This is a genomic window from Cobetia sp. LC6 (assembly GCF_030264805.1).
Taxonomy (GTDB): domain Bacteria; phylum Pseudomonadota; class Gammaproteobacteria; order Pseudomonadales; family Halomonadaceae; genus Cobetia.
In genome coordinates this window covers 151916-174843 of the sequence record NZ_JASSPL010000010.1, presented here as the reverse complement: position 1 = coordinate 174843, position 22928 = coordinate 151916, and the positions used below count along the sequence as shown (strand labels likewise).

Below are 22928 nucleotides of genomic sequence, written 5' to 3'. Positions count from 1 at the left end.
TATAGCAGCAATAAAGGAATGGCAGGTCGAACGACCTGAGCTGTTTACGCAAGCTATAGTCAATCAGACGGAACCCGACAACTATTCAAGCCGTACTCACGGATAATGGTAAATCCTTTACCAATTACTTCACCGTGGGTGGCGATCGTAAGCCCCGTGGGCATCACCCATTCGGTCAGGAATGTCAGAGCCATGGAATAGAACATCGATTGATCAAGCCGCGCAGCGCCCAAACGAATGAAATGGTGAAGCACTTCAATGGGCGTATCAGCGATGTTCTGCAGATTCTGCGCAATGACTCAAGAGAGGATTTAGAACAGACCCTCGAGCGGTATTACTGGTTATACAATCACCATATTCCCCAGAAAATCACTACACCACAGGACACCTGTTGAAGTAATGAAGGAGTGGCAGGCTGAACGACCGGAGCTGTTTACTCGGGCTGTAATCAATCAGACGGAATCCAACAAACATTTTATTAAACCCACACCAAAAGCTTAAAACTATTTTCTGTAAACACATTGCTATATGTGCTAAATGAACCCACAGCAATTCAATATGAAGATTAACTAGGAGTTAAAATGACACATATAATCGCGATAGCAAATGAAAAAGGTGGAGTTGGAAAAACACCGATTTGTTGGCTGATGGCTCAAAGGCTTTCAGAACTTTCATATATTGATGGAAACGGTCGCGATCCTCAACGTGTATTGTGTGTTGATCTTGATCAGCTTTGCTGTTTGAGCTTTCTATTCTTAGAAAAATACGAGAGTTTTAAAGAAATGTGGACTGATTTAGCGAAAGATAATGCCATAGAAATTCTTTTAGAAAAAGATGATAGGCTACCGACAATAAAAACATACAACTCGAACATTGACCTAATATCAGGATCACCGAATGCAAGCATAATTACTAACGATAATCAGCCTCATGACGTTACTTTAGGCTACAAAAGAATACGTGAGTTAGCAGAAAAAGGTGACTATGACTATATTCTAATCGACACTAAGGCCGGGCCAAAGAAAAAATATAAAGCATCAATTATAATGGCAGACTATGTTCTGATTCCTGCCACCCAGGATATATTTTCTATACAGGCCGCTATTAACACAGAGGGGTTTATAAAAGACATAAGTTCTCAATACGAAAAGTCTGTAACATCCCTTGGTACAGTTTTCGTAGGTTATCAGAACTCTCTAGGTGATGATATAGAAAAATTAGCACAACCATTGAAAGAGCGCGGTTACTACTCATTCACAAACAACATTAAACTTAGTAAATCAATAAAAAAATCATTACATACCAGGCAGCCTCTTAACAAAATCACTAACAGCCACGTTGCCAGAAAAAATATAGACCGTTTTGTCAAAGAAATGACTGTTAGAATTAACACAATGGAATCCTACAAAAAATAGGCATTAAACTACATAGATGCAAAAGATCATGAAAAATGAATATGAAAAATACAGCGCCGCATTTAAAGCAGATATTGCTTTATTAGCGTTAGGAAAAAACTCAATAGAAGAAATATCTTCTATGTATAACGTTAGTTATGAGTTCGTCTATAGATGCAAAGCAGAATTACTTAATAAAGTCTGTACTATTTTTGGAGGCAATAGTGAAAAGAACAAATACACTACAGAAGATATTCGGGAGCTCTATAACAGCATTAAAAACTTCATTGATGATGTAGATAATCTTGATTATGAAATAAAGCAACTAAGGAAAAGCTCTTCGACGCCAAGTGCAGAATCAGTGACCAGGAATAATCCAGGGTATGGGCCCTCAAACAAACTGAAGAAGACATGCCGACCAGGATCTAACCAACGCATGTCTGGCAAATATGAATGATCTCCTTCAAGCTGTTATGCCTCGGGCTTGCGGCTACCGAAACGAAAGCAATTTCATTGCGATGATTTACCAGATCGGTAGCCCCGTAGGAGACATGCTGGATGAAGCCCAATCCACATGAAACGTTGAGGAGTTCCAGATTCACTGTGCCACTACAAGTGGTGATCCCCGAACGCTTACTCTTGACAGCCTCAACGGTAGGCCACACCTTCTTGAGGCAGTCTCTGGTGGGCTGCCATTAGCGTCTTCATTTCTCGTACGACAAAGCGTGGCATCCAGTCACACAGAGACTCAAAATCAAACCGCTCGTTGTTGGCGCTTCCTTCAGGTGTCACTAGGCGATTTAGGATCAGCTCCTCATAGAGCCACTCATCCAGTTTCAGACTGATACCGTAGTCATCGAGGAGCTTGCAGCGCAGTTGATGGGCAATTTTTAGGCCCGCCACATCCAAGTCACCAAAATAGAGCAGTTGCTTTATCTGTTCGGCCTCAAGAAGTTGTGACACGCACTCTGCTTGGCCTGACACCTTGTTACCCGCGCCATAAATCACCAATGACCAATGTCTTTGGTCACGATTAATTTGGCATAGGCGGTAATACACATCGGAATTTTCAACGATGATGGCCGGAAGATCTCTGCGACTGGATGGTTCATACGGTAGCGGCGGTGCTCGCCGAATGGCACCTAGGTCGGCCAAGGTCAGCGCTACATGCTTCCAGCCACCGAGCGGCATGGAGTCTAGTGCTTTTTCATCACCAAAGATCAACAGCGCCCGCTCACGGCGCCCGAGCGTGCCCGGAAAAAGCGGCTTGCCGCACTCGGCTTGACGAAACAGGTAAGCATTGAGCTGCTGTAAACGCTCCTTGACCTGCGGCGAGAGCAGCCCTGTAACACGCTCCGCCAACCAAGGATGCCAGGCGATTTCTGGCACCGTCGTCTCGGAGGCTACTGCACCTTCGTAAATAAAAACGTTGGGAAGGCACAGGCCACGCCAATAGTTCTGCCAGTTTGCTTCGCGCTTGGGCTGGGCTCGCCAATCACCCTCGATCAATTGCGCAATCGCCTGACCCAGCAGGTCGGGGGTGTCATGGCTCAAGGCTTCTTGGCGATGTGTGCACAACAACTCATCCAGTACCACCTTGGCCTTCACTGTGCGTGCTGCCTTGCCGGCAGCAAGACGGTGCTTGTTGATGGTTGACTCCAGACGGGACAGCCAAGTCATTACGCCACTCATACCAAACCTACCTTACAAGACCGTCACGGGCTGTGGCTTGGCAACCAAGGAGGCCGCCCACAACGTATGGCGCTCTTTATCAACGGTCACCAGATCACGCCGCTTCAGCTTCTGCACCTTGTTCAGAAATAGATGGTTATCAAACATCGACTGGGCATTTTCGTCCGAAATGCCGGTCAAGTAGATAAGCTGGATGTTGTAGGCCTTGGCCATCTGGGTCTGAATTCGCATCAGGTCATCGGCATTCGATTTGCCCAGCGGGTTGTCGGCCAGCAAGAAGCCTGCACTTGAAATACCCGTGTCGTACTCTCGCACCTTGCCGACCGTCACAAATAACAGGAAAGCGGACGTGAGTCGCTGCCCTCCAGAACCCTCCAGCCGAGTGATATGGGTCCATTGTGGGCGACTGGCGTTCGTTTTCAGCAGACGCACCTCCATATCCCCTTCGCCAAACACCGACTGAACCATATCGGCCGTCAGGGCGTCTCGGTTGGGAGCGCGGGGAATCTGGCCTTTGGCGATCCAGTTTTGCAAGCGGGCGCTGGCAAATCCCCTGAGATCGGTTTTGAGATCATTAAGTCGGTCTGTCATCTTCACAATAGGTCGGCCGGGCAGCACGGGGCAGTCATCCGGAATCCTGACTGATTTGGCACGCTTCAGTAGTTTTATCGCCCCCTCTAGGTGAGCAGTCAGGTGAGTAACGGTCAGATCAATCGAACGCTGGAACTGCTCCAGGCTGTCCTGAACCGCCTCAAACACCTGCGTGATTCCCGTGCCAACGCGCTCCAGATCACCAAGCACCTCGTGGTAAGTTGCGATCGAATCCAGCTGTCGCAAGTATTCCTGACTGGCACGGCCGTCCGGGGCCTTGGCCGACTCTTCTTCGATCCGTTTGCGGAAGTGCCCCCAGACCGTGGCCACACGCACATCTTGCTGCTTAAGCGTTTCTTTCAGCTGCGCGTACGTTTGGCAATGGGTGCGCAGTGTATCGGCATACTCAGCGATGTTCAGTATCTTGGCGGGCAGGCCTGCCGACGAGGTCGGTGTGATGAGCTGGATCATGGCCTGCGCTGTTTTGGCGCTTTGTAGCCGCTCCTTCACATCCTCGATCTTCTTCGCCTGGAGCCTCTGCTGCTCCTGCAGGCGTTTGAGCTGGTGGTTGGTTTCATAGAGATTATCGACGAATTCGATCAGAGACGCCCGGATCACTTCTATCTCGGTGGGCTTCTCCTCCCACACAAAACCTTCGTCCAGCGGCTCTCGCGTCTTCTCGCAATTCTCGGACAGTTGTTGCAGAGTGGCCTGCGCCGTAATCTGATGTTGCGTGAGTTGCTGCTGCTCCGCCTCGAGCTGCGCGATGCTTTCGTTAATCAGCTGAAGGTCACTTATGGCCTCTGCTTTGATCGCATCCGGATACATCTGGTAGGCGGAATGTGCCGACAGCCGATCAAAGGCGTCGCGTTGCGCCTGGTCAGCATCTTTCAGCTGTTGCTTGAGCGCCGTTACCTGATCACCCTGGGCGGCTTCGAGCAATTGCTTGTGCGCCTGAACGGCCGCCTCATGGACGTCTTGAGGACTCCGATCGGCGACACCCTCGGACGCCGTAACCCCCGAATAGAATGCACTGTTGCGCAGGCGGTTCCACTCGCCGAGCTGTATGCGGATGCGTGTCCTATCGGCGCGCTTGCTCTCCGCCACCCTGTTTTTCTGCGCCAGTTCATCCCTTTGGCGCTCGAGAGCTTCCTTGTTCCGCTGAATCTTCCCGGCCAACTGATCCAGCTTCACCATTGCTGCGTCGCGTGTCGCCCATTCCGTGTCTACAAAACGAGTCAGTGTATCGTGCGCTCTTTCGGTTTGGTTGCGGTACTTCCGGGCACTTTCAAATTGTGCTTGAGCGTTCGTTTTTTCGTCATGTAGTTTCTGCTCATGCTGCTGTGCCTGCGCCAGTTGGGCATCGGCGTGTGTCAGTGCAGAGTGGGCTTGATTGCGCTGTTCGATCAGACTCGACCAGTGACAGCCGTGCTGATCGTAGTGCAGGCGCCAATCGTTCTTGAACGACTCCAGTTCAGTCAGGGCACTTTCCGCAGTCTCGACGCAGGTCGCTTGAGAGGCCACTACGTTCTCCAGATCCTGCAGTCGCGCGTTGTAGGCTGCCTGGCTGTAACCGTGCTTGTCTGGGTTTGAGAGAACTACCTGTGCTGAGTCAGGTGTCATTCCTTGGAGATCCTGTGCTTCATCTAGGCGGTGAATGGCAATGGGTCCCCCTTTCCAGAGCAATGTTGCACTGATGGTGCTGACCTGAGTGAACGTCGCTTCATCCAGTGCGACCAGGCTCAGGTAGCGACCCGGGTTTCGGTCGATCACCGCAGCGATGCGCGGCGCATTGTCGTTGAAGGCGGAGGCTAGGTAGTGAGGGAAGGCCCAGAGTTTATCTCGCGCAATGCCCGCACCATAAAACGCCTCGAGCGCCTGTTGGATCTGCTTGGTAACCAGTTCGTGGCCCGTGAGTTTTAACTCATTCAGCTGGTGCTGGGCTTCCAACAGGTGCTGTTTCATCCCATTCAGCGTTTGGGTGTCCGCCTTTAACACCTCGCTGATCCGCGATCCGCACTGCGCGCTGTGCCAGTTGCCATCCTCAAGACAAAGGGCGTGCTGGGTCGGCGCAGGTAGCGCCTGACAGGCTTCGGCCAACACGTGTGCACTGTCTACCGCCGCCTGGTACTTTTGTTCTGTGTGGGTGAGGGACTGCTGGGCTTGGCTTTGTGCTACCAAGGCCAGATTAACCACCTGCTGATGCGCTGCCAGTATCTGCTCTGCCTTACCAGAGGCGATCTTGGCTTGCTCCTCGGCCTGCTCTGCATCACGCAAGGTCAACCCCATTCGGTGCTGGGCGGCCGCTGGGGTTTCCCCAGTGCGGATCAGGCCCTCTTTCCACAGCACATCCCGTCGAGCTTCTCCTTTGCGTTTGTCCTGCCGGCACTGGTTGCTCTCCGATTCCAAGTTGCCCAGCTTCTTATGCAGCTGCCCACGGGATTGCTCCATGGCATTGGTTTCGCGGCCGATCTTTATCAGCGCCTCCGCGATCTCAGCCTCCCGCTGACGATGACCACTGATCGCCAGCTCCAGTACGCCCAGCGCCTCGCCTGCGGTGCGCTCGAAGATCACCTGCAGCGGCTTTTCTTTTTCACTGTGGAACACCTTCAGGTTCTCGCCCGCCTGGCGGTACGCATCTTGGGCCTTCGCATAGGCTTTGAAGTCTATGGCGGTACGTGCAATCTGCAGCTGACGCTGGCAAGTCTCGGCCTCCTTTTGGAGTGCAGCAACCTTGGCTTTTTGTTCGTCGAACTGATGCAGGGCGAGATCGTGCTCAAGCAGGGCCTTGCGCATGCCCTGTAGGTCGCGGTGAGACGTTATCTGGTCAATCTCTTTCTGCAGGCTTTCCGCTTGATCGTCGAGCTGCTCCTGCTCTATCTGCGCTCCCTCAACAAAAGCCGTGAGATCGCGCATCGCCTCGCGGAAGCTGTCAGCCATCTGCCGCTGCTGTGCCTGAGTGCTTTCCAGCTGCTTGGCCGGCTCAAGAAACGCCTGCCAGTTCGATAGCACATCCCTCAGAAAGGATTCGTTGCGGCGAATCGTTTCCAGCTCACCCTGGCGCTCGACCTCGTGCGCCACCAGAACACGCAACTGCTCCGTGGTGTCCTTGGACATGGTGCATGCGAAGAACGCGCCGAGAAAATCCTGCTCGGTTTTATAGTCAATGAACTTGGTCAGCCCACCCTCTTCTGAGTTGAAGGTGACCATTGTTTTGATGAGATCAATATTGATCCGCTGCTCCAGCAAAAACGCGCGCCATTCTTTGATCACTCGGGTTTTGCGCCAGTGTACACCGCCGCTGCCACCCGCCTTGAGATTGAGCCAACCTTCAAAGCTATGCAGAGTGTTGGCATAGGGACGCAGCTCGGGATTGTACTCGGCACGCGAGTATGACGGCACTTCGTCAAACGGGGTGTCCAGCAGGGAGTCGGGCGTATCACAGATAAACAGAACGCGATCCACATCATCGCCGCGGCGCTGGTGGGCGTGTCCCAGCAGCAAGGTTTGGCCGGCTTCATTGACCATTTCCACCAATATGACAGACAGCTCCTGATGGAAGTAATTGCGGTAGTGGTATTCACTCTGGCGACGATTAGCCAGGTACTGGGTAAAGTCGTTGACAGACGGCTCAAAGACTGACAATAGCAATGCAATATAGGTGGACTTGCCGCCACCGTTCACCAGTTGCTGATAGGTGCTGGCCACAGCCTTTACGTTCTTGGCCGAGATGCTACGTGATGAGCCAGCAGATTGATCGACCGCATGAGTCATGCCAATGTAGTCTAGGGTAAGGTCTTTGTAGAAGGCCTCTTCGTGGCCCGCGCCATCTATATAAACCCGTTTGATCAGCCACATGCCTAGTAGACCTCCCCCGAGCGTAGAGTTTCAGCGGTTTCGACGGGGTCAGGCTGGCCCTTGGCCGCTGCAGGTTCCGGGTTGTCAGCTGACCCCGCCGCATCACTGTCGACAAGGTCGGACGGCGGCTTCCCAGTTGTGGGGTCGATATTCATCACAAAGCGTACCGTCTCTTCAATGCCAGTATGGCGCAGATAGTGTTTGAGCTTCTGGGTCGGGTACCAGTCGGATTCTCCTGACAGGCTGCTGTCCTCTGCCAGGAAGCCTTCCTCCTGCAGCAGCTGTATCCAGCGCATTGCCATTTCCGTTTGCGAGCGAATGCTGGAGACACGCCCCACCTTCTCGTCGTGGATGCGGGGGATACGTTCTTCCTGCACAAACTGGGCAGCCAGGAGCATGCCGTCCACCACATCGTCCCCCTCAGCTTTGCGTTGCGCGATCACTTGGTCGGCAACGTCGTTGAGCTTGGTTACTACTGAGGTAGCATTGGTACCGCTGGTTTGACCGGACTCGACCCGAACCGCATCGGGGTTGGGAAACATATCGGCCAGCAACGCGATCAGTGTTAATCCCGCGAAGAGACGCTGCTCCTTGCGCTCTCTGCTCATTTGCTCTGCTGTGGTTTCAGGCAGCAGGCGTTTATTCAGCCAGCCCAGGGTGGGGGCAAAAGGGCCACGACCATCTGCAGTCAGCAATACTCCGTATGTCTCGTGGATGCCGAGGTAACGCAATTTCATACCGGCCGCGACGCCACGGATAATTTCAGCGAATAGAACGTCTCCCTGAAGCTCCAGTGCTCGCTGAATTGGCTCCTCCCCCATCTTATACCCCAATGACCCCATGATCGCCTGTGTGGCGATCTCGGCATAGAGTTTGGCCTGTTGATGCATCTCGTACATGACTACTCCTCAAAGGGCAGTGCGGGGGCGACTGCCAGTAGGCTGATATTGTCAGCCCGCCAGAGCGCTGTTTCGATAGGGGCGTCATCCACATCCACCTCGATGGTAGGATCGCTGTTGGCCGCTAAACTGCCGATGTGGAGCAAGCAGACCTGTTGCTCCAGCTCGGACAACTCGCCGTTCGCGTAGGCGTCAAACACATCAGCAAAACTGACGCGCCCCCGATCCTTTAAACGGGCGCTAACCCAGTCGCTGCAGTGCTTAACTACCGAGTCGGGAATACCGCGCAGTGTGGCTTCAATGGCAACGGGCTGCTCGGTGGGGTCGTGAATCTCGCGGGGAAGCTCTTGCTCGAACTGATCGAGATACAGGTTAAGCATTGCCTCGAGGTCGAGCAGGGTGTGCAGGCCGTCATCTTGGTTTCGGGGAGCCAACAGGTGCGTGACCAGCTCATCCATTCTCTGTTCGGCGGTCGCTGGGGCATGGGCTAGCAAGGGCTTGAGTGCACCTTGTTCCAGCGTCTCCCGAAACAGGGTGTTGTCTCTGGGAATGATTAGCTTCAGGCGAGCCCGCTCAAAATCCTTGTTCACATCGTGCAAGCAATCTTGATAGCTCAGTGTGAAGGTGCTGACCTCGGCAAAAATCTCTTGCGCCTTGCGTAGCTTGTGTAGCTTGTCGGGGTGCAATTCCGAGTGTCCATCAGCCAGCATTTCGGTAATGGCCGACAGGGTGTTCTGAATATGCCCCAGCACTTCCTGAGTCTTATCAAAGGAGTCGCTGAGTACGGGACGGATATCGTGCGCATAGGATGTACTCAAATCACCCGACTGGGCGGCGCGTACTTTCATCCGCATCCCAATCAGGTATTGCTCCAACTGCCGCTGGGTTGACTGGATCTGTTGTACCGCTTTATCGATCTCGCCTCGACGGATGGTTTTGAGCGTTCGCCAAGCGAGAATCGCAGCTCGCTCTATCGGCGTTTCGTCCAGACGGAGGGTGTAAAACAGCATCCCCTCATCGGTCAGAGACCAGAGAATATCATCGGAACCGAGCACTTGGTCGTGGCGTATCAGGCGAACGACCTGCTCATCGGAATGCGCTCGTTCAGTGAAATCGTAGTACCGGAGGCGGAAAGGGTCCTTGATCGCCGCGAAAATCTTGCCGGCTACCTGCGTGTAGCTCGAGGTTTCTTGTCCCGGGTACGCCTCCTGCAGGTGCTCCGCCAAGCACCACTCCGCTTCTTTGCGAGTCATGCCCGGTTGGTGCTCACGGTCGGCGTAGTAAAGCATGGCGTCGAAGAGGTGCATGATGGCCGCGAGGGCGTCAAAGTCGACTCCGTCAAACAACTTGCGCTGTAGGGCGCTATAGATCGAATCCAGCGTCCGCACGACCAGCAGCGCGTGAGACTGAATGGTCAGCTCACGACGTGCCATGGATTCATTCCGAGCCTGCTCCAGAAACTCTAGCAACATGACGCCCACCAGCTTAGAGAGGATCACCGTAGCAAATCATGCCGGATCATGGAAAACAATAAAAATGATGTTTTTTATACATACCACACACAATAAACTAAATATGACGCAATGATAAATAATGCAATCATGGCGATATTATTTCCCCTGTCGCACCTTGATGCCTTACACTGACGAGCAAATCTCTCTACCCAACCTCTTTCACCAGCCTCCTGAACACGGAAATTTCCGGCCAGCCCATGGGTTTGGTCTCCCGATCACTCTGCCCTCGCAACCTGTTGTTAAATAACAGAAAATAAGAGATTCTTGCCGGATGGCAAGAAACGCCCACCCCTAGAATCGCTTACCATATGACAACAAAACTGCGTTTCTCGTTAATGGCTTTCTGCAAGTGATTGATTTAATTAAGCACATAAAATAATGGGGACTATGTTGCATGACCCGAAATCAGTGCCAGTAATCTCGGAAACTACGCACCGAAACGAACAACTTTCGGGGTTCACCTCCACTCCAGCGCACTGCAGGAAACAGGCAAGTCAGTTGACTGTCCCCTACAACGGCTCGAAGTGAGCATCACTGAATCCTTGTATCAATTCACCAAGACGCATCACGAGCCAGGTTCTCTGACTCCATCCACCCCCCCCATAAGAAAAATGCATACCCTCCGATAACACTCACCCCCTACTTAGGTCCCATGCCTCGCTCCCATAATGGCCACGATATACAACCGTGCTAATGGAGAGATGCCTGCATGCCCCTGACCAATGCCCTGTCCGACGCGCTGCCGCTGACCCTGAGCGAGTCGCCGCTGTCACTGAACCTGATCACCGCCGAAGGCCTGGAGCCGGTCAGCCCGCTATGGCTGCGCGAGCGCACCCAGGACCCGGAGCAGCTCGATGAGGTGACCACCCAGCGCCTGTTCGATTCGCATGCCATCGACGTCAACCTCGAGCTGACCGCGGCGCGTCCGGTCAATGAGACGCACGTGGAATTCACTTTCAGTGACGGGCATTGCGAGGTGTATGACCTCACCATGCTGGCGCATGAACTGCAGGGCATCACGCCGTTCCCCAAGCCCGAGAGCTGGGATGCGAGCATCGATCAGCAGGCGCAGCGCGTCGACTGGGAGAAGATGGGCAACAATGAGGACTTCCAGAAGGCATTGAAGGCCTATCTGCGCTTTGGTTACCTCATCGTGCAGAACGTGCCGACCGACCCGGAGCGCATTCTGGAAGTGGCCGGTCACTTCGGCTACGTCAAGGACACCAACTTCGGCAGCTACTTCGAGGTGTACTCGCGTCCGACGGGCAATGACCTGGCCTACCGTAGCGTGGCGCTCGGGCCGCACACCGACAACCCGTACCGTGATCCGGTGCCGGGCATCCAGATGCTGCACTGCCTGGTCAACGAGACCACCGGCGGCCTGTCCACGCTGGTCGACAGCCTCAATGCACTCAAGCAGCTCAAGGCCGAGATGCCGGAAGGTTATGAACTGCTGCGCACCACGCCGGTCGGCTTCCGCTTCCTGGATGCCGGCACCGAGCTGACCACGCGTCGCTGCGTGATTCGCGAGAACTCCGATGGTGAGCCCATCGGCGTCAACTACAGCCCGCGCCTCGATCATCTGCCGCACATGTCGCTGGAAGACACTCGCCGCTACCATCAGGCCCGCCAGCGTCTGGGGCAGCTGTTCCAGGACCCGGCCAACGAGATTCGCTTCCAACTCGAATCCGGAGAGCTGATGATGTTCGACAATACCCGCGTGCTGCATGGCCGTACGGCGTTCGACACCAATGAGGGGCACCGCCACCTGCAGGGCTGCTACATGGATAGCGATGGCCCGCGTGAGCGCTTCGCCACGACCCTGATGCGTCAGCGTCAGCAGCAGGCACAACAAGAAAACCGTGAGGAAATGGCGTAATGGATCAGGTTTCTTTCACCCAGATGAAGGACGGCACCGCAGAAGATTATGCATTGCTCGAGCGTCTTGAAGATCAGTTCAATGAAGGGCTGGTGGAGCGCCTCAAGCTTGCCCTGCGCAAGCTCGATGATGGCCTGAGCGGCTACAAGGTCAGCCGTCTGGAGCATTCCCTGCAGTCGGCGGCGCGCGCCGAAGCCGATGGCGCCGATGACGACCTGGTCGTCGCCACCCTGCTGCATGATCTCGGCGATGAGCTGGCGCCCTACAATCACTCGCAGCTGGCCGCCGCCATCATCCGCCCGTACGTGCGTGCCGAAGTGGCCTGGATCATCCATCACCACGGCCTGTTCCAGAAGTTCTACTACGGCCACTTCTACGGCGAGGACCGCAACGAGCGCGAGATCTACAAGGACCACCCCTGGTATCAGAAGTGCGTGGATTTCTGCGAGCGTTATGATCAGGCAGCCTTCGATCCCGACTACCCGACCCCGCCGCTGGAGCACTTCGAGCCGGCACTGCGTCGCGTCTTCGCGCGCAAGCCCTTCGACCCGGACGTGATCGGCGAAGAGCCGGCCGGCGGTTTCGACAGCCGCGTCTGAGCATGTGAAGGCAGGTGCGTGAGACGCGTCTGACTCTCTCTGCTCCTGCGCTACCTCGCTTGACCATTGCCCTCACTGGCTCGCCCAGTGGGGGCAATCTGGTTTGTGGGCGTTGCGTTGAGTGCGCCACGTCAACAAGGGGTTGAACCTCGCCACTCAGCCTTCATCATCACTGACTAACGTCAGCGTCAATGAAGGCGGCGCCGATACGGCAGTCTTTCCCTCGCGGATCTTCCCCCCTCCCCAACCCGACAGGCAGACGCATGGAACATCTCTTCATCTACGGTCCACTGGGCCCCGGCGGCCTCAATGAGCATGTCATCGCCAACATCGATGGCGAATGGCGCTCGACCTACCTACGCGGCCGACTGGAAAACACCGATCACGGCGATGAGCACAACTTCCCGGGGCTGGTCGTCGACAACACGGGCCAGGTGATACGTGGCCACGTATTCTCCTCGGCGCAATTGCCCGAGCATTGGGATGCCCTCGATGACTTCGAAGGCCCCATCTATCAGCGCACCGTTACTACCGTCATTCTCGATGACAATCGTGAACTCGAGGCCCATGTCTACGCACTGCCCCAGTGAGACTCACGGCGCGACACGGAAAGCGATTGCTGATTGCTGATTGCTGATGGCTGTGGCATGTGCTGGATGGCGGCGCATGACTGCCCGCCGCCTTGCGCCCGGATGGCGTAACATTGCCCTTCGGCGATGCATGGCCAGTCAACGCCAGCGTCCTCATTCATGCATCACAAGGGAGATTCCTCATGCAGCTTGAAGGTTCCTGCCACTGCAAGGCCGTCACATTCCAGCTCGAATCGCCGCACCCCTATCCGTATCAGCGCTGCTATTGCTCGATCTGTCGCAAGACGGCGGGCAGCGGTGGCTACGCGATCAATCTGGCGGGCGATGCCAACACCCTGAAGGTAGAAGGCCGGGACAATCTCTCCATCTATCACGCGGTGACCGACGGGGTCGAAAGTCCGGCGGAACGACACTTCTGCAAGCGCTGCGGGAGCGCGCTGTGGCTTTACGATGCCCGCTGGCCGGAGCTGATTCATCCTCAGGCCGGGGCGATCGACACCCCGCTGCCCGTACCGCCGGAGCATGTCCACATCATGCTCGACAGCAAGGCCAACTGGGTGGAAGTCGCGCACGAAGCACGTGATGCTCATCATGCCGAGTATCCCGAAGAGAGCATTGCCGCCTGGCATGTGCGGGTTGCCGAGCGCGACACCGACTGATATCGACGGCACGTCAACAGGGCCAGCCATATCATCGTTCAGGATCGGGCGCGACCTTGATCAGAGTCAGGTGCGACCTCACGGCTTGATCCACTGGGGTGAGCGTTGATGTCATTCGCTGCGTCGCGTATAAGTGCCGCCTATACAGGGCGGCGCTCCTGTTCGTATCCGGTAGTTGCTGGCTGATGCCTTCTCATGCCTCATCCAGGCAATCGCCCGAGCCATCAGCCAGGCAGGACAGTACGGAAGGAGCGCCGCGACAGCGCATCACAGTGAGGACTCTCGTGCCGGCCCGAAAGACAAGCACCCCAGCGCCGCTGGAAAGCGCAAGCCCTCTGGATGACCTGCCCTCCCTGCGCGGGCTGGTCGCCTTTGACGTGACGGTCCGCCTGGGGTCGATGACGGCCGCCGCCAGTGAGCTCGATACCACCCAGCCCACCATCTCCCAGCGCATCCGCGCGCTGGAGGAGCACCTGGGCCATCCGCTGTTCGATCGCCAGGGCGGCCGACTGATCCTCAACCACTACGGCGAGACCTTCCACGCCGAACTGGCAGGCGGGCTTGGCAAGGTATGCAGCGCCGTCACGGAAGCACGTCGCAAGGTGCACAAGCCGACCCCGCGTATCACCATCGCCGCGGGCGCCGGTTTCGCGCATGTCTGGCTGCGCCCGCGTCTGGAGCGGCTGGAGCAGGACTTTCCCGACTGCCACTTCACGCTGCTGCCGATCGATCGCGATGAAGACCCGCAGATGCAGCAGGCCGACATCGCGATCCGCTTCGGCCCGCCGTTGACGGGCGATCATCGCGATACGCTGGTGGTCGCGGAACGCGCCTTCCCGGTCTGCTCCCCGGACTACGCCCGACGTCATGGGCTCGAGAAGGGGCTGGACGCCGAGGCGCTGGCGCGCATCACCCTGCTGCATCTGGACATGCGCGATACCCGCTGGCTGGACTGGGCTACCTGGTGCCGCCACGCGGGGCTGCCGGTGCCGCGCCTCGACAAGGCCTTCCCCTACAACAACTTCCCGCTGACGCTCAATGCTGCCGTCAATCATCAGGGCGTCGCGCTGGGCTGGAGCCACGTCATCCAGGATCTGCTCGACAACGGCTCGCTGATCGCCCTGACGCCGCATATCTCGCGGGACCGCCACGGCTATCGCATGAGTGTCCGCCATCCCAACAGTGCCGTGATCCAACCCATCACCCGCTGGCTGACACGCGAATTCTCCGGCCTCGAGATTTCGGGACCTACCACAAGGCAGCCGTGAGCGGCCGCAAGCCCTCGATACGTCCGACGCGCGCCGCCGAGACAGACTTCTCCCCCGACGAACGACAGAGACTCCCATGCAGCATCTTTTCATCTACGGCACCCTCGGGCCGGGCGGCCCCAACGAACATGTCATGCTCGACATTGGCGGCAGCTGGACACCCGGCACCCTCAAGGGCCGGCTGGAGGCAGCTGGCTGGGGGGCTGAGATGGGCTTTCCGGGGCTGAGACTGGATGAGGCGGGCGACACCATCCGCGGTCACGTCTTCTCCTCCGACAACCTGGCCGATCACTGGCAGGCGCTGGATGATTTCGAAGGCAGCGAATACCTCCGCCAGCCGGCCACGATCACGCTGGAAGATGGCAGCACCCTGACGGCACAGGTCTATGCGCTGAGCCAGCCGTGAGCTGCTCCATGAACTGTTTCATGAACTGCTCCACAAGCTGATCAGTGCGCCGATACCTGAGCGTCGCTGTCTTAGCGCCGATGCCTGAGCATCGAGGCCTGAGCACTGATGCCTCGGCGCGCTAAAGCGACGCCTTCAGATACTCCAATACCCGTCTGGCGCGCGCCGAGAGCGGCCATTCCGCTCGCGTAAGCAGCCACAGGGTATCGACCACCTCCGTGCTGCCCTCAGGCGGTGGCACCACCCGGATGGCCTGATGATCAGGAAAGGCCTCACGGGCATGGCGCGGCACGACGCTGAAGCCCAGCCCGCGGGCGACCGGCTCCAGAATCAGGCTGATCTGGTTGGTGGAACCACTACGCGGCAATGAGCTGATGCCCGGATTGCCCGGGAAACGCCGACTCAACAGGCGCGAGGCCATGTCCTGACCATCCGGGTGATCGATGAAGCCCAGTGTCTCGAGATCCCCCCAGTCATGGATCTCGACTCCCGCCGGCACCACCAGCTCGAGGGGCTCACGCGCCCACTCCGTCACGCTCAGGCGCGGGTCATCGGGCTTGAGCGTGACGATCCCCAACTCGAAGCGATTCTCCAGTACGGCCTCCACCACCTCGCGCGTCGGCGCGAAGCGATGGTGGACATTGAGGCCCGGCGACTCCTGCTGAAGCGCCAGCAAGCGCGGATAGATCGCCAGGCCAATGCTGCCCGGCGTGATCAGCCGAATATCGCCATGACTGTCTTCATTGCCCGCCAGCCGCTGGGTCAGGCGCTGCTCGGCGGTTTCCATCTCACGCGCGAAATCCAGCAGAGCATGGCCGGCCGGCGTCAGTTCGATCTTGCGCGGATGACGGATCAACAGCGTGCCAAGCCGGGTTTCCAGCTGGCGCACATGCTGACTGACGGCGGCCTGGGTCAGATCGAGCCGCTCCGCAGTGCGCGTGAAGTTGCCGACACTCACCAGGGTACGAAAGGTGCGTAGCCATTGGGGTTGCAGCATTCAAGCTCCTGGGGGGTTGGAAGAATCAGGGGGGCAGCATCAGCAAGACTGCGACGGAGAGCCTCTACAGCCATAAGCAAGTCTTATCATTATCATAACAACAACGTGGTTTTCATTATTGCTCATGACGCCCAAGATGGCATCCAACGTCACGCAGGCAGTGACCGAGCCATTTCCTTCACGACTCATATATCGAGGTGACTCATGAGCAACGAAAAGAACACACCGTATCCGCGCACCTTCTCCCACATCGGCCTGTCCGTCGGTGATGTGGAAGCCGCGGTCAAGTTCTACACCGAAGTGCTGGGCTGGTACGTGGTGATGGAGCCGACCACCATCACCGAAGATGACTCCGCCATCGGCGTGATGTGCAGCGATGTCTTCGGCCCGGGCTGGGGCAGCTTCCGCATCGCCCACCTGTCCACCGGCGACCGTATCGGCGTCGAGATCTTCGAATTCCCGAACCACGAGACGCCGGAAAACAACTTCGAGTACTGGAAGACCGGCATCTTCCACTTCTGCGTCCAGGACCCGGACGTCGAAGGACTGGCCGAGCGCATCGTCGCCGCCGGCGGCAAGCAGCGCATGCCGGTACGCGAGTACTTCCCGGGTGAGAAGCCGTTCCGCATGGTCTACATGGAAGACCCGTTCGGCAACATCCTCGAGGTCTATAGCCACAGCTATGAGATGACCTACGCCGCCGGTGCCTACCAGAACTGAGCACGGCGCAGACGTCAGATACAGCAAGGCCCCGCCATGGCGGGGCCTTGCTGTATCTGACATACATGCTCTAGACATCTCGAAAGCAACCTCGAGAGCGACACACGATGATCTTTGTCGGGGCAGCTCAGCGAAAGCTGACCCATCTGAACCTCAGTGGATGACGGGCATGCTGCGCACACGACGGTAAAGACTCTGGCTGGCGAGTTCCGGACTGAGCAAGGCAATCCGTAACTTCTGCACCGCGAGCTCACGTTGCAGCAATGACCAGGTGCCGATGAACTCGGCACACTCACCACAGTGCACCAGGTAATCATCAGAGTGCTCATGATATTGGTAATCCATGCTCAGGCAGTTACATACCGGGCAGGACAGAACGGCGTTGGCTTTCTCATCCATGATTCGATTCCCTGGAGCCACACTGATTGAATTCATGGCAATGATCACACGCGTTCAGGTAATCATTACGGGTGTGAACATCCCTCATACTCTGCAAAACCCGCTGAACTCACACTATCCATGATGTGATATCTGTACAACTCACTCTTGTGGGCGGGAATTCTCGAAACGTTAACCAGTGGTAACGTGCTGGCGTGTTCAGCACGTTGATCTCATCGCGAATCGCGAAACACCATGACTGCGACAAACACCCCGATAGCAAATCACTTCTCCATGATTACACAGCGATACGCAAGACTACACTTGCTGACCGATGACTACCCGGCTTTAGATTCGCGAAACCGCAAATCGCGCTTACCCTATAGGCTCTGTCGCCAAACGGGCATGAAAAAACCCACCCTCGAGGGTGGGTTTTACGTGAATACCTTCGGCTGTCACCGCCAGCAGATCATTTCATCTTGCGCGCCGAATCATCCTGCTCGATGCGGGTCAGTAACCTGTCAAAGACGCCAGTCGCCAACAGCACAAAGGTGACGGCCAAGCCAAGCCCCATCCAGATAGCGATATTGCTCATTGTCCCTTACCCCTGCTGTTTTCTTGGTTTTTTCAGCCCTTCTGCGACGCAATATGGCGTAAATTCAATGTTTGTACAACATTTGATCATGAAAATGTCGACCTCCGTCTGGCGCTGAAATTACCGGTGCCATTCCAGACCTCTGACCGGCGTCATCACACTGCCAGCGGCCATGATTTGAGCAATCGCTCAACAACGGGTAGTCTTGCGCCATGAAGCATGAAGAAAGCGGCGTGGGCTTGCCTGCACTGATTCCTTGGCGCTGAACCGTTGGTGTTGCCCCTCCCATGGCGCCACCCGTGCCTGCTACCTCGCTTCGCGCCCACTGCATGTCTGAATTATCACCCCAGGAGCCACCATGTCTGACACGACCTTTCCCGATGTACTGGTGTTCGACGTCAACGAGACACTACTCGACATCACCACTCTCTCGCCGTTGTTCGCACGCGTGTTCGGTGATGAAAGCGTGTTGCGCGAATGGTTCGCACAGCTGGTGCTGTACTCGCAGACCATGACGCTCTCACAACGCTACACCCCCTTCGGTGCGCTCGGCGTGGGCGCCCTGAAGATGGTCGCCGACATCCATCAGGTCAGACTCGCGGATGAGGATATCGATGAGCTCAAGTCGCGCATGGCCGAGATGCCGGCCCATCCCGATGTCGCCCCGGCGCTTGAGCGCCTCAAGCAGGCCGGTTTCCGCCTGGTGACGCTGACCAATTCCCCCGCAAGCGCCTCCCCGACGCCGCTTGAAAAGGCCGGTATCAGCGAGGCCTTCGAGCAGCATTTCAGCGTCGACAGCGTCAAGCAGTTCAAGCCGGCGCCGGCCACCTATCAGCATGTCGCCAAGCAGCTCGAGGTCGAGCTGGGCGACATGTGCATGATCGCCTGCCACGTGTGGGATACCATCGGTGCCCAGGCCGCCGGCATGCAGGGCGCCCTGCTGACGCGCCCGCACAATGCCGTGCTGCCCGCCGAGAATGTGCCGACCCCGGACTTCATCGCCGCGGAGCTGATGACCCTGGCGGACCAGCTGATCGCGGCCAGAGAGGCCTGAGCGAGCCCTGGCCTCTGAGCTCTCTTGCTAAGCTCTCTTTATAGACTCTCTTTCCAAACTCAGTTTCTCAGCTCTGTCTCTGAGTGCTGCCTTGTAACAACACGCCGCCCGCCCATTCGGTCGGGCGGCGTGACTGTGCCTGCCTTCCTGTTCGCCCTCTCCACCACCTCGTCGTTCGATCAGCCGCCGCACATGGCCGCCTTGGCGGAGCGCCCTCACTTGAGTGAACGAAAGGTCTTGAGCATCTCGTTACGGGTCGCCTGCAGCGCGGCCTGAATCTCCGCCCTGTGCTCGCTGATGCGCCATGAGGGGCCGACCACGGACACGGAGTAATGGCCCTGACTGGTCTCCAGGCCAATTGCGATCGCACCGACCCCCTGCATATGCTCATCCTCATCATGGCCGATGCCGGTGCGACGCACCTCGGCCAGTTGCGTCAGCAGTGCCGGCATCGCGAGGGTGTTATGCGTGTAGGCCATGAGATCCGTCCCCAGCAGGCGCTCCACCTGCTCATCCTCGAGATGCGAGAGCAACACCTTGCCGCTGGCTGTCGCATGCAATGACAGGAAGTTGCCGGCCATCGGCGATACCCGCAGCGGCAGCGGCGACAACACCGAGTGCAGTATCAGCAGCTCGTTGCCGCTCAGACTGCAGAGCACCACCGTTTCCTCGGTGGTGCCGCTCAACGCCTCCAGAAATGACTTGGCATGCGTGATGATATCGAGCTGGCTATGGCGCGCCAGCCGCATCAGCGCAGAGCCGAGCCGTATCCCGCCATGGCCGTGGATTTCCAGCAGGTCTTCCTGGGCCAGCGCATCGACCAGCCGCTTGACGGTCGAGCGCGGCAGATCGTTCATGGCGGCGATCTCCCCCAGGCTCATGCCCTGCTCACTGCCTTCCAGACTCTTGAGGATCGCCGCCACCCTGGCCACGACCTGCACGCCACTACCTTCTCTTGTGGACACAGACATAACTCCTTAACAAGCTAACTACTTGCCTAACAAAACCGCTGAGTGGTACAGTGTACCGCATTATGAGACACCCAAAGTGTCTAGAGCTTCACCTCAAAACGGGAACTCTACAGTGGCCGCTCCTCACCCCTTCAATCCACGACTCGCACTCGGTCTTGTGGGCATTCTGCTCGCATCGCTGATGTCCGGTGTGGGAGAGCGTGTCACGCAGACCGTCCTGACGGATGTGGTCGGACACTTCGGCTTCTCCCACGATGAGGGCAGCTGGCTGACCACGATCTACAGCGCGGCGGAAGTCTCGATGATGCTGCTTGCCGGCTGGCTGGCCGTCACCTTCAGCCTGCGCCGCTTCGCGATCGGTGCCTGCCTGGCACTGGCCCTGTTCTCGCTGCTGGTGCCTCTGGCCGACAGCTTCCCGCTGATGGCGGGGCTGCGCTTGGCCCAGGGCCTGGCCTCCGGCAGCATCCTGCCGCTGTTGATGATGTCAGCACTGCGCTTCCTGCCGTGGCATAGCAAGCTCTATGGCCTGTCGGCCTATGCGATGACGGCCACCTTCGGCCCTTATCTGTCGGCACCGCTGGCCGCTCTCTATGGCGACCTGGGCGACTGGAATCTGGTGTTCTGGGAAACCGCTCCGGTATGTATTCTCGCCGCCGCGCTGGTCTCCTGGGGCCTGCCACAGGACCCGCTCAAGCTGGAACGCTGCAAGCAGTTCGACTGGCTCGGTGCCTTGCTGGGCGTCACCGCCCTGTGCGCGCTGGTCGCCGGCATGACCCAGGGTGAGCGACTCGACTGGGGCAACTCACCGTTGGTCGTCGCCCTGCTGACCACGGGCGGGCTGGTCTTCGTGACCTTCCTGATCCATGAGTGGTTCCACCCGATGCCGCTCTACAAGCTGCAGCTACTGGCACGCCGCAACTTTGCCTTCGGCATCATCACCCTATGTACCTTCATGTTCCTGACCCTGTCCGCTGGCACCATTCCCGCCGCCTTCCTGGGGGAAGTGCAAGGTTATCGCCCCATGCAGCTGTTTCCGGTCATGTTGACCATGGCCCTGCCACAGCTGCTGCTGGCACCGCTGGTGGCGACACTGATCAACCGCAAGAGCGTCGACAGCCGCTACGTGATGGCCACGGGCCTGGTGTTGATCCTGATCAGCTGCCTGCTGGGCTCGCAGCTCACCAGCGACTGGAATCGCGACAACTTCTATCTCATCGAGGTGCTCAACACCCTGGGTCAGCCGATGGTGGTGGTACCGCTGCTGATGAATGCCACCGGGGCGCTCAGCCCGCTGGAAGGGCCGTTCGCCACCGCGATGGTCAACTCGCTGCGCGCCCTGTTCACGGTGGTAGCCTCCACGGTCTACGGGAGCTTCCTCGTCACGCGTGAAGCCCTGCACACCACCCGCCTGGGCGAAGCACTCGGCCTGCAGGGCAATCAGCCCGCCGGACTCATCCAGGTCGACGCGGCAAGCGATATCACCACGCGCATCTCCGAGCAGGCCTCCGTGATGAGCTATGCGGATGCCTACCTCGTCATCATCCCCTTCGTGGTGGCGCTGCTGATACTGGTCATGGTGCTGCCGATCCGCGCCTATCCGCCCCAACCGGCACCGGCACCTCAACCAGAGCCAGCACAGCGCTCTCAGTCTCAGCCCTCTCAGTCTCAGCCCTCTCAAGCACAACCCTCCGGGGCATAGACACAGACACAGGCAACGGCAACCAGCTAGCCAGGATTCAGCCACTTCCCCCTTCTTCGACATAGACGACGAGATACGACACCGACATGAACAAGACACGTACCACCCTACTGTTGAGCGTTCTGGCGCTCCTGCTGGTCGCGACCTACGCGGGCCTCTACTGGAAGGGCCACGATGGCCGCGAAGCCACCAACAATGCCTATGTACGCGCCGATAGCGTGATGGTGACCACACGCGTCGCGGGCCAGATCGACAAGGTGCTGGTGGAAGACAATGAAGTGGTCAAGGAAGGCCAGATCCTGGCCACGCTGGATGACCGCGATTACCAGGCCTCCCTGCACTCCGCCCAGGCCGATCTCGCCGCCCAGCAGGCAGCGGTCGGTGACCTGGATGCCAACATCGAGCGTCAGCAAGCCGTCGTGCAGCAGTCCATCGCGGAAGTGAAGTCCACCCAGGCCTCACTGCGTTATGCGCGCAATGATGCCAAGCGTTACCGCAGCCTGCGCATGACCAACGCCGCCTCCCAGCAGGACAAGGAAAAGGCCGATGAACAGCAAGGCATCTGGGAAGCCAATCTCGTGCAGGCCCAGGCGGCTCAGCGCTCGGCGGAAAAGCAGATCGGCGTCCTTGAAGCCCAGCGCGTGGAAGCCCTGGCCGAGGTCGAACGCTCACGTGCAGCACTCGAGCAGGCGGAACTGAACACTGGCTATACCGTCATTCGTGCGCCGAAGGACGGCATCATCACCCAGCGCTCACTGCGTGTCGGTGCCTACGTGCAACCGGGTGATTCGCTGCTGGCCATCGTGCCGCACAAGGAAGCCTATGTCGTCGCCAACTATCTCGAGACCCAGATGGCCGAGATGGCGCCGGGCCAACCGGTCGAGATGACGCTGGATAGCCTGCCGGGCACGACCTTCACTGGCCATGTCGACAGCATCGCACCGGCCTCCAGCAGCGCCTTCTCGGCCGTGGCCAGCGAGAACGCCACCGGCAACTTCACCAAGATCACCCAGCGCATGCCGGTCAAGATCGTGTTCAACCCGAATCAGCCCGACTTCGACAAGGTACGCATCGGCATGTCCGTGATCGCCCATGTCACGACTCAGCAACAATCCTGATTCGACACGCGGCTCGGCGGGTGATTTCGCCGGCAACTCCCAAGCCA

At 57.5% G+C, this 22928-nt stretch carries 20 protein-coding genes and 1 pseudogene; 13 read left to right on the top strand and 8 right to left on the bottom strand.

The genetic code is table 11. The annotated features are described in order from the left end of the window. Window positions 1-74 precede the first annotated feature (74 nt). The 3 genes and pseudogenes from QQF40_RS17155 to QQF40_RS12890 all read left to right on the top strand — a co-directional run. Window positions 75-501, top strand: a pseudogene (locus QQF40_RS17155) (integrase core domain-containing protein); the annotation flags it as partial. Window positions 502-581: 80 nt separating this feature from the next. Next, a complete protein-coding gene (locus tag QQF40_RS12895; RefSeq protein ID WP_285461577.1) occupies window positions 582-1415 on the top strand; it encodes a ParA family protein in 834 nt (277 codons plus the stop codon). 28 nt (window positions 1416-1443) lie between these two features. Then, a complete protein-coding gene (locus QQF40_RS12890) occupies window positions 1444-1851 on the top strand; it encodes a helix-turn-helix domain-containing protein (RefSeq protein ID WP_285461576.1) in 408 nt (135 codons plus the stop codon). Window positions 1852-2042: 191 nt separating this feature from the next. Here QQF40_RS12890 and QQF40_RS12885 read toward each other — a convergent pair whose 3' ends face one another. The 4 genes from QQF40_RS12885 to QQF40_RS12870 are packed head-to-tail and all read right to left on the bottom strand — an operon-like array spanning window position 2043 to window position 9933. After that, complete coding sequence (locus QQF40_RS12885; protein ID WP_285461575.1) at window positions 2043-3074, bottom strand: Wadjet anti-phage system protein JetD domain-containing protein; 1032 nt, start codon at window positions 3072-3074, stop codon at window positions 2043-2045. Between the two features lie 24 nt (window positions 3075-3098). Then, window positions 3099-7535, bottom strand: coding sequence for a coiled-coil domain-containing protein (locus tag QQF40_RS12880; protein ID WP_285461574.1), 4437 nt, complete (start codon window positions 7533-7535; stop codon window positions 3099-3101). A gap of 2 nt (window positions 7536-7537) precedes the next feature. Continuing rightward, a complete protein-coding gene (locus tag QQF40_RS12875; protein ID WP_285461573.1) occupies window positions 7538-8434 on the bottom strand; it encodes a hypothetical protein in 897 nt (298 codons plus the stop codon). 2 nt (window positions 8435-8436) lie between these two features. Beyond that, window positions 8437-9933 (bottom strand): hypothetical protein, encoded by a 1497-nt coding sequence (locus QQF40_RS12870; RefSeq protein ID WP_285461572.1) that lies wholly within the window; start codon window positions 9931-9933, stop codon window positions 8437-8439. 724 nt (window positions 9934-10657) lie between these two features. Here QQF40_RS12870 and QQF40_RS12865 point away from each other — a divergent pair. The 6 genes from QQF40_RS12865 to QQF40_RS12840 all read left to right on the top strand — a co-directional run bounded on the left by QQF40_RS12865 (window position 10658) and on the right by QQF40_RS12840 (window position 15349). Continuing rightward, complete coding sequence (locus QQF40_RS12865; RefSeq protein ID WP_285461571.1) at window positions 10658-11827, top strand: TauD/TfdA family dioxygenase; 1170 nt, start codon at window positions 10658-10660, stop codon at window positions 11825-11827. Next, on the top strand, window positions 11827-12426 hold the full coding sequence (locus QQF40_RS12860) for an HD domain-containing protein (protein ID WP_285461570.1): 600 nt from the start codon (window positions 11827-11829) through the stop codon (window positions 12424-12426). Before QQF40_RS12865 ends, QQF40_RS12860 begins: the two co-directional genes overlap by 1 nt. Before the next feature lie 263 nt (window positions 12427-12689). Next, entirely contained in the window at window positions 12690-13016 is a 327-nt protein-coding gene (locus QQF40_RS12855; RefSeq protein WP_285461569.1) for a gamma-glutamylcyclotransferase family protein, read from the top strand. Between the two features lie 182 nt (window positions 13017-13198). Continuing rightward, complete coding sequence (locus tag QQF40_RS12850; RefSeq protein ID WP_285461568.1) at window positions 13199-13675, top strand: GFA family protein; 477 nt, start codon at window positions 13199-13201, stop codon at window positions 13673-13675. A gap of 284 nt (window positions 13676-13959) precedes the next feature. Further along, complete coding sequence (locus QQF40_RS12845) at window positions 13960-14943, top strand: LysR substrate-binding domain-containing protein (RefSeq protein WP_285461567.1); 984 nt, start codon at window positions 13960-13962, stop codon at window positions 14941-14943. Between the two features lie 76 nt (window positions 14944-15019). Beyond that, a complete protein-coding gene (locus tag QQF40_RS12840) occupies window positions 15020-15349 on the top strand; it encodes a gamma-glutamylcyclotransferase family protein (RefSeq protein WP_153636169.1) in 330 nt (109 codons plus the stop codon). Window positions 15350-15470: 121 nt separating this feature from the next. On the opposite strand, the gene QQF40_RS12835 is transcribed toward QQF40_RS12840, so the two are convergent. Next, window positions 15471-16346, bottom strand: a complete 876-nt coding sequence (locus QQF40_RS12835) for a LysR family transcriptional regulator (protein WP_285461566.1) — start codon at window positions 16344-16346, stop codon at window positions 15471-15473. A gap of 204 nt (window positions 16347-16550) precedes the next feature. Between QQF40_RS12835 and QQF40_RS12830 the strand changes: the two genes are divergently transcribed. Further along, on the top strand, window positions 16551-17066 hold the full coding sequence (locus tag QQF40_RS12830; RefSeq protein WP_043333918.1) for a lactoylglutathione lyase family protein: 516 nt from the start codon (window positions 16551-16553) through the stop codon (window positions 17064-17066). 153 nt (window positions 17067-17219) lie between these two features. On the opposite strand, the gene QQF40_RS12825 is transcribed toward QQF40_RS12830, so the two are convergent. Then, the gene (locus tag QQF40_RS12825; RefSeq protein WP_285461565.1) at window positions 17220-17465 is read right to left on the bottom strand and encodes a hypothetical protein; all 246 of its coding nucleotides are present in this window, start codon (window positions 17463-17465) and stop codon (window positions 17220-17222) included. 448 nt (window positions 17466-17913) lie between these two features. Then, window positions 17914-18039 carry a hypothetical protein gene (locus QQF40_RS12820; RefSeq protein ID WP_267895301.1) on the bottom strand — a complete coding sequence of 42 codons (126 nt, stop codon included), beginning with the start codon at window positions 18037-18039 and terminating at the stop codon, window positions 17914-17916. 358 nt (window positions 18040-18397) lie between these two features. Here QQF40_RS12820 and QQF40_RS12815 point away from each other — a divergent pair, with 358 nt between their 5' ends. After that, window positions 18398-19093 (top strand): haloacid dehalogenase type II, encoded by a 696-nt coding sequence (locus tag QQF40_RS12815; RefSeq protein WP_285461564.1) that lies wholly within the window; start codon window positions 18398-18400, stop codon window positions 19091-19093. Window positions 19094-19308: 215 nt separating this feature from the next. Here the strand turns inward: QQF40_RS12815 and QQF40_RS12810 are convergent, their stop codons facing one another. Beyond that, window positions 19309-20058: an IclR family transcriptional regulator gene (locus QQF40_RS12810; protein WP_217485853.1), complete on the bottom strand. Its 750-nt coding sequence runs from the start codon at window positions 20056-20058 to the stop codon at window positions 19309-19311. A gap of 118 nt (window positions 20059-20176) precedes the next feature. On the opposite strand from QQF40_RS12810, the gene QQF40_RS12805 reads away from it, so the two are divergent. Together QQF40_RS12805 and QQF40_RS12800 are read left to right on the top strand one after the other, a co-directional pair. Further along, window positions 20177-21763 carry an MFS transporter gene (locus QQF40_RS12805; RefSeq protein WP_285461563.1) on the top strand — a complete coding sequence of 529 codons (1587 nt, stop codon included), beginning with the start codon at window positions 20177-20179 and terminating at the stop codon, window positions 21761-21763. A gap of 86 nt (window positions 21764-21849) precedes the next feature. Next, window positions 21850-22881: an HlyD family secretion protein gene (locus QQF40_RS12800; protein ID WP_285461562.1), complete on the top strand. Its 1032-nt coding sequence runs from the start codon at window positions 21850-21852 to the stop codon at window positions 22879-22881. The last annotated feature ends 47 nt before the right edge of the window (window positions 22882-22928 follow it).

Bases quoted from the DNA above. Each gene is read 5' to 3' on its own strand.
- QQF40_RS12895 (WP_285461577.1), top strand. From the start codon at position 582: ATGACACATATAATCGCGATAGCAAATGAAAAAGGTGGAGTTGGAAAA.
- QQF40_RS12890 (WP_285461576.1), top strand. From the start codon at position 1,444: ATGAAAAATGAATATGAAAAATACAGCGCCGCATTTAAAGCAGATATT.
- QQF40_RS12885 (WP_285461575.1), bottom strand. From the start codon at position 3,074: ATGACTTGGCTGTCCCGTCTGGAGTCAACCATCAACAAGCACCGTCTT.
- QQF40_RS12880 (WP_285461574.1), bottom strand. From the start codon at position 7,535: ATGTGGCTGATCAAACGGGTTTATATAGATGGCGCGGGCCACGAAGAG.
- QQF40_RS12875 (WP_285461573.1), bottom strand. From the start codon at position 8,434: ATGTACGAGATGCATCAACAGGCCAAACTCTATGCCGAGATCGCCACA.
- QQF40_RS12865 (WP_285461571.1), top strand. From the start codon at position 10,658: ATGCCCCTGACCAATGCCCTGTCCGACGCGCTGCCGCTGACCCTGAGC.
- QQF40_RS12860 (WP_285461570.1), top strand. From the start codon at position 11,827: ATGGATCAGGTTTCTTTCACCCAGATGAAGGACGGCACCGCAGAAGAT.
- QQF40_RS12855 (WP_285461569.1), top strand. From the start codon at position 12,690: ATGGAACATCTCTTCATCTACGGTCCACTGGGCCCCGGCGGCCTCAAT.
- QQF40_RS12850 (WP_285461568.1), top strand. From the start codon at position 13,199: ATGCAGCTTGAAGGTTCCTGCCACTGCAAGGCCGTCACATTCCAGCTC.
- QQF40_RS12840 (WP_153636169.1), top strand. From the start codon at position 15,020: ATGCAGCATCTTTTCATCTACGGCACCCTCGGGCCGGGCGGCCCCAAC.
- QQF40_RS12835 (WP_285461566.1), bottom strand. From the start codon at position 16,346: ATGCTGCAACCCCAATGGCTACGCACCTTTCGTACCCTGGTGAGTGTC.
- QQF40_RS12830 (WP_043333918.1), top strand. From the start codon at position 16,551: ATGAGCAACGAAAAGAACACACCGTATCCGCGCACCTTCTCCCACATC.
- QQF40_RS12825 (WP_285461565.1), bottom strand. From the start codon at position 17,465: ATGGATGAGAAAGCCAACGCCGTTCTGTCCTGCCCGGTATGTAACTGC.
- QQF40_RS12820 (WP_267895301.1), bottom strand. From the start codon at position 18,039: ATGAGCAATATCGCTATCTGGATGGGGCTTGGCTTGGCCGTCACCTTT.
- QQF40_RS12815 (WP_285461564.1), top strand. From the start codon at position 18,398: ATGTCTGACACGACCTTTCCCGATGTACTGGTGTTCGACGTCAACGAG.
- QQF40_RS12800 (WP_285461562.1), top strand. From the start codon at position 21,850: ATGAACAAGACACGTACCACCCTACTGTTGAGCGTTCTGGCGCTCCTG.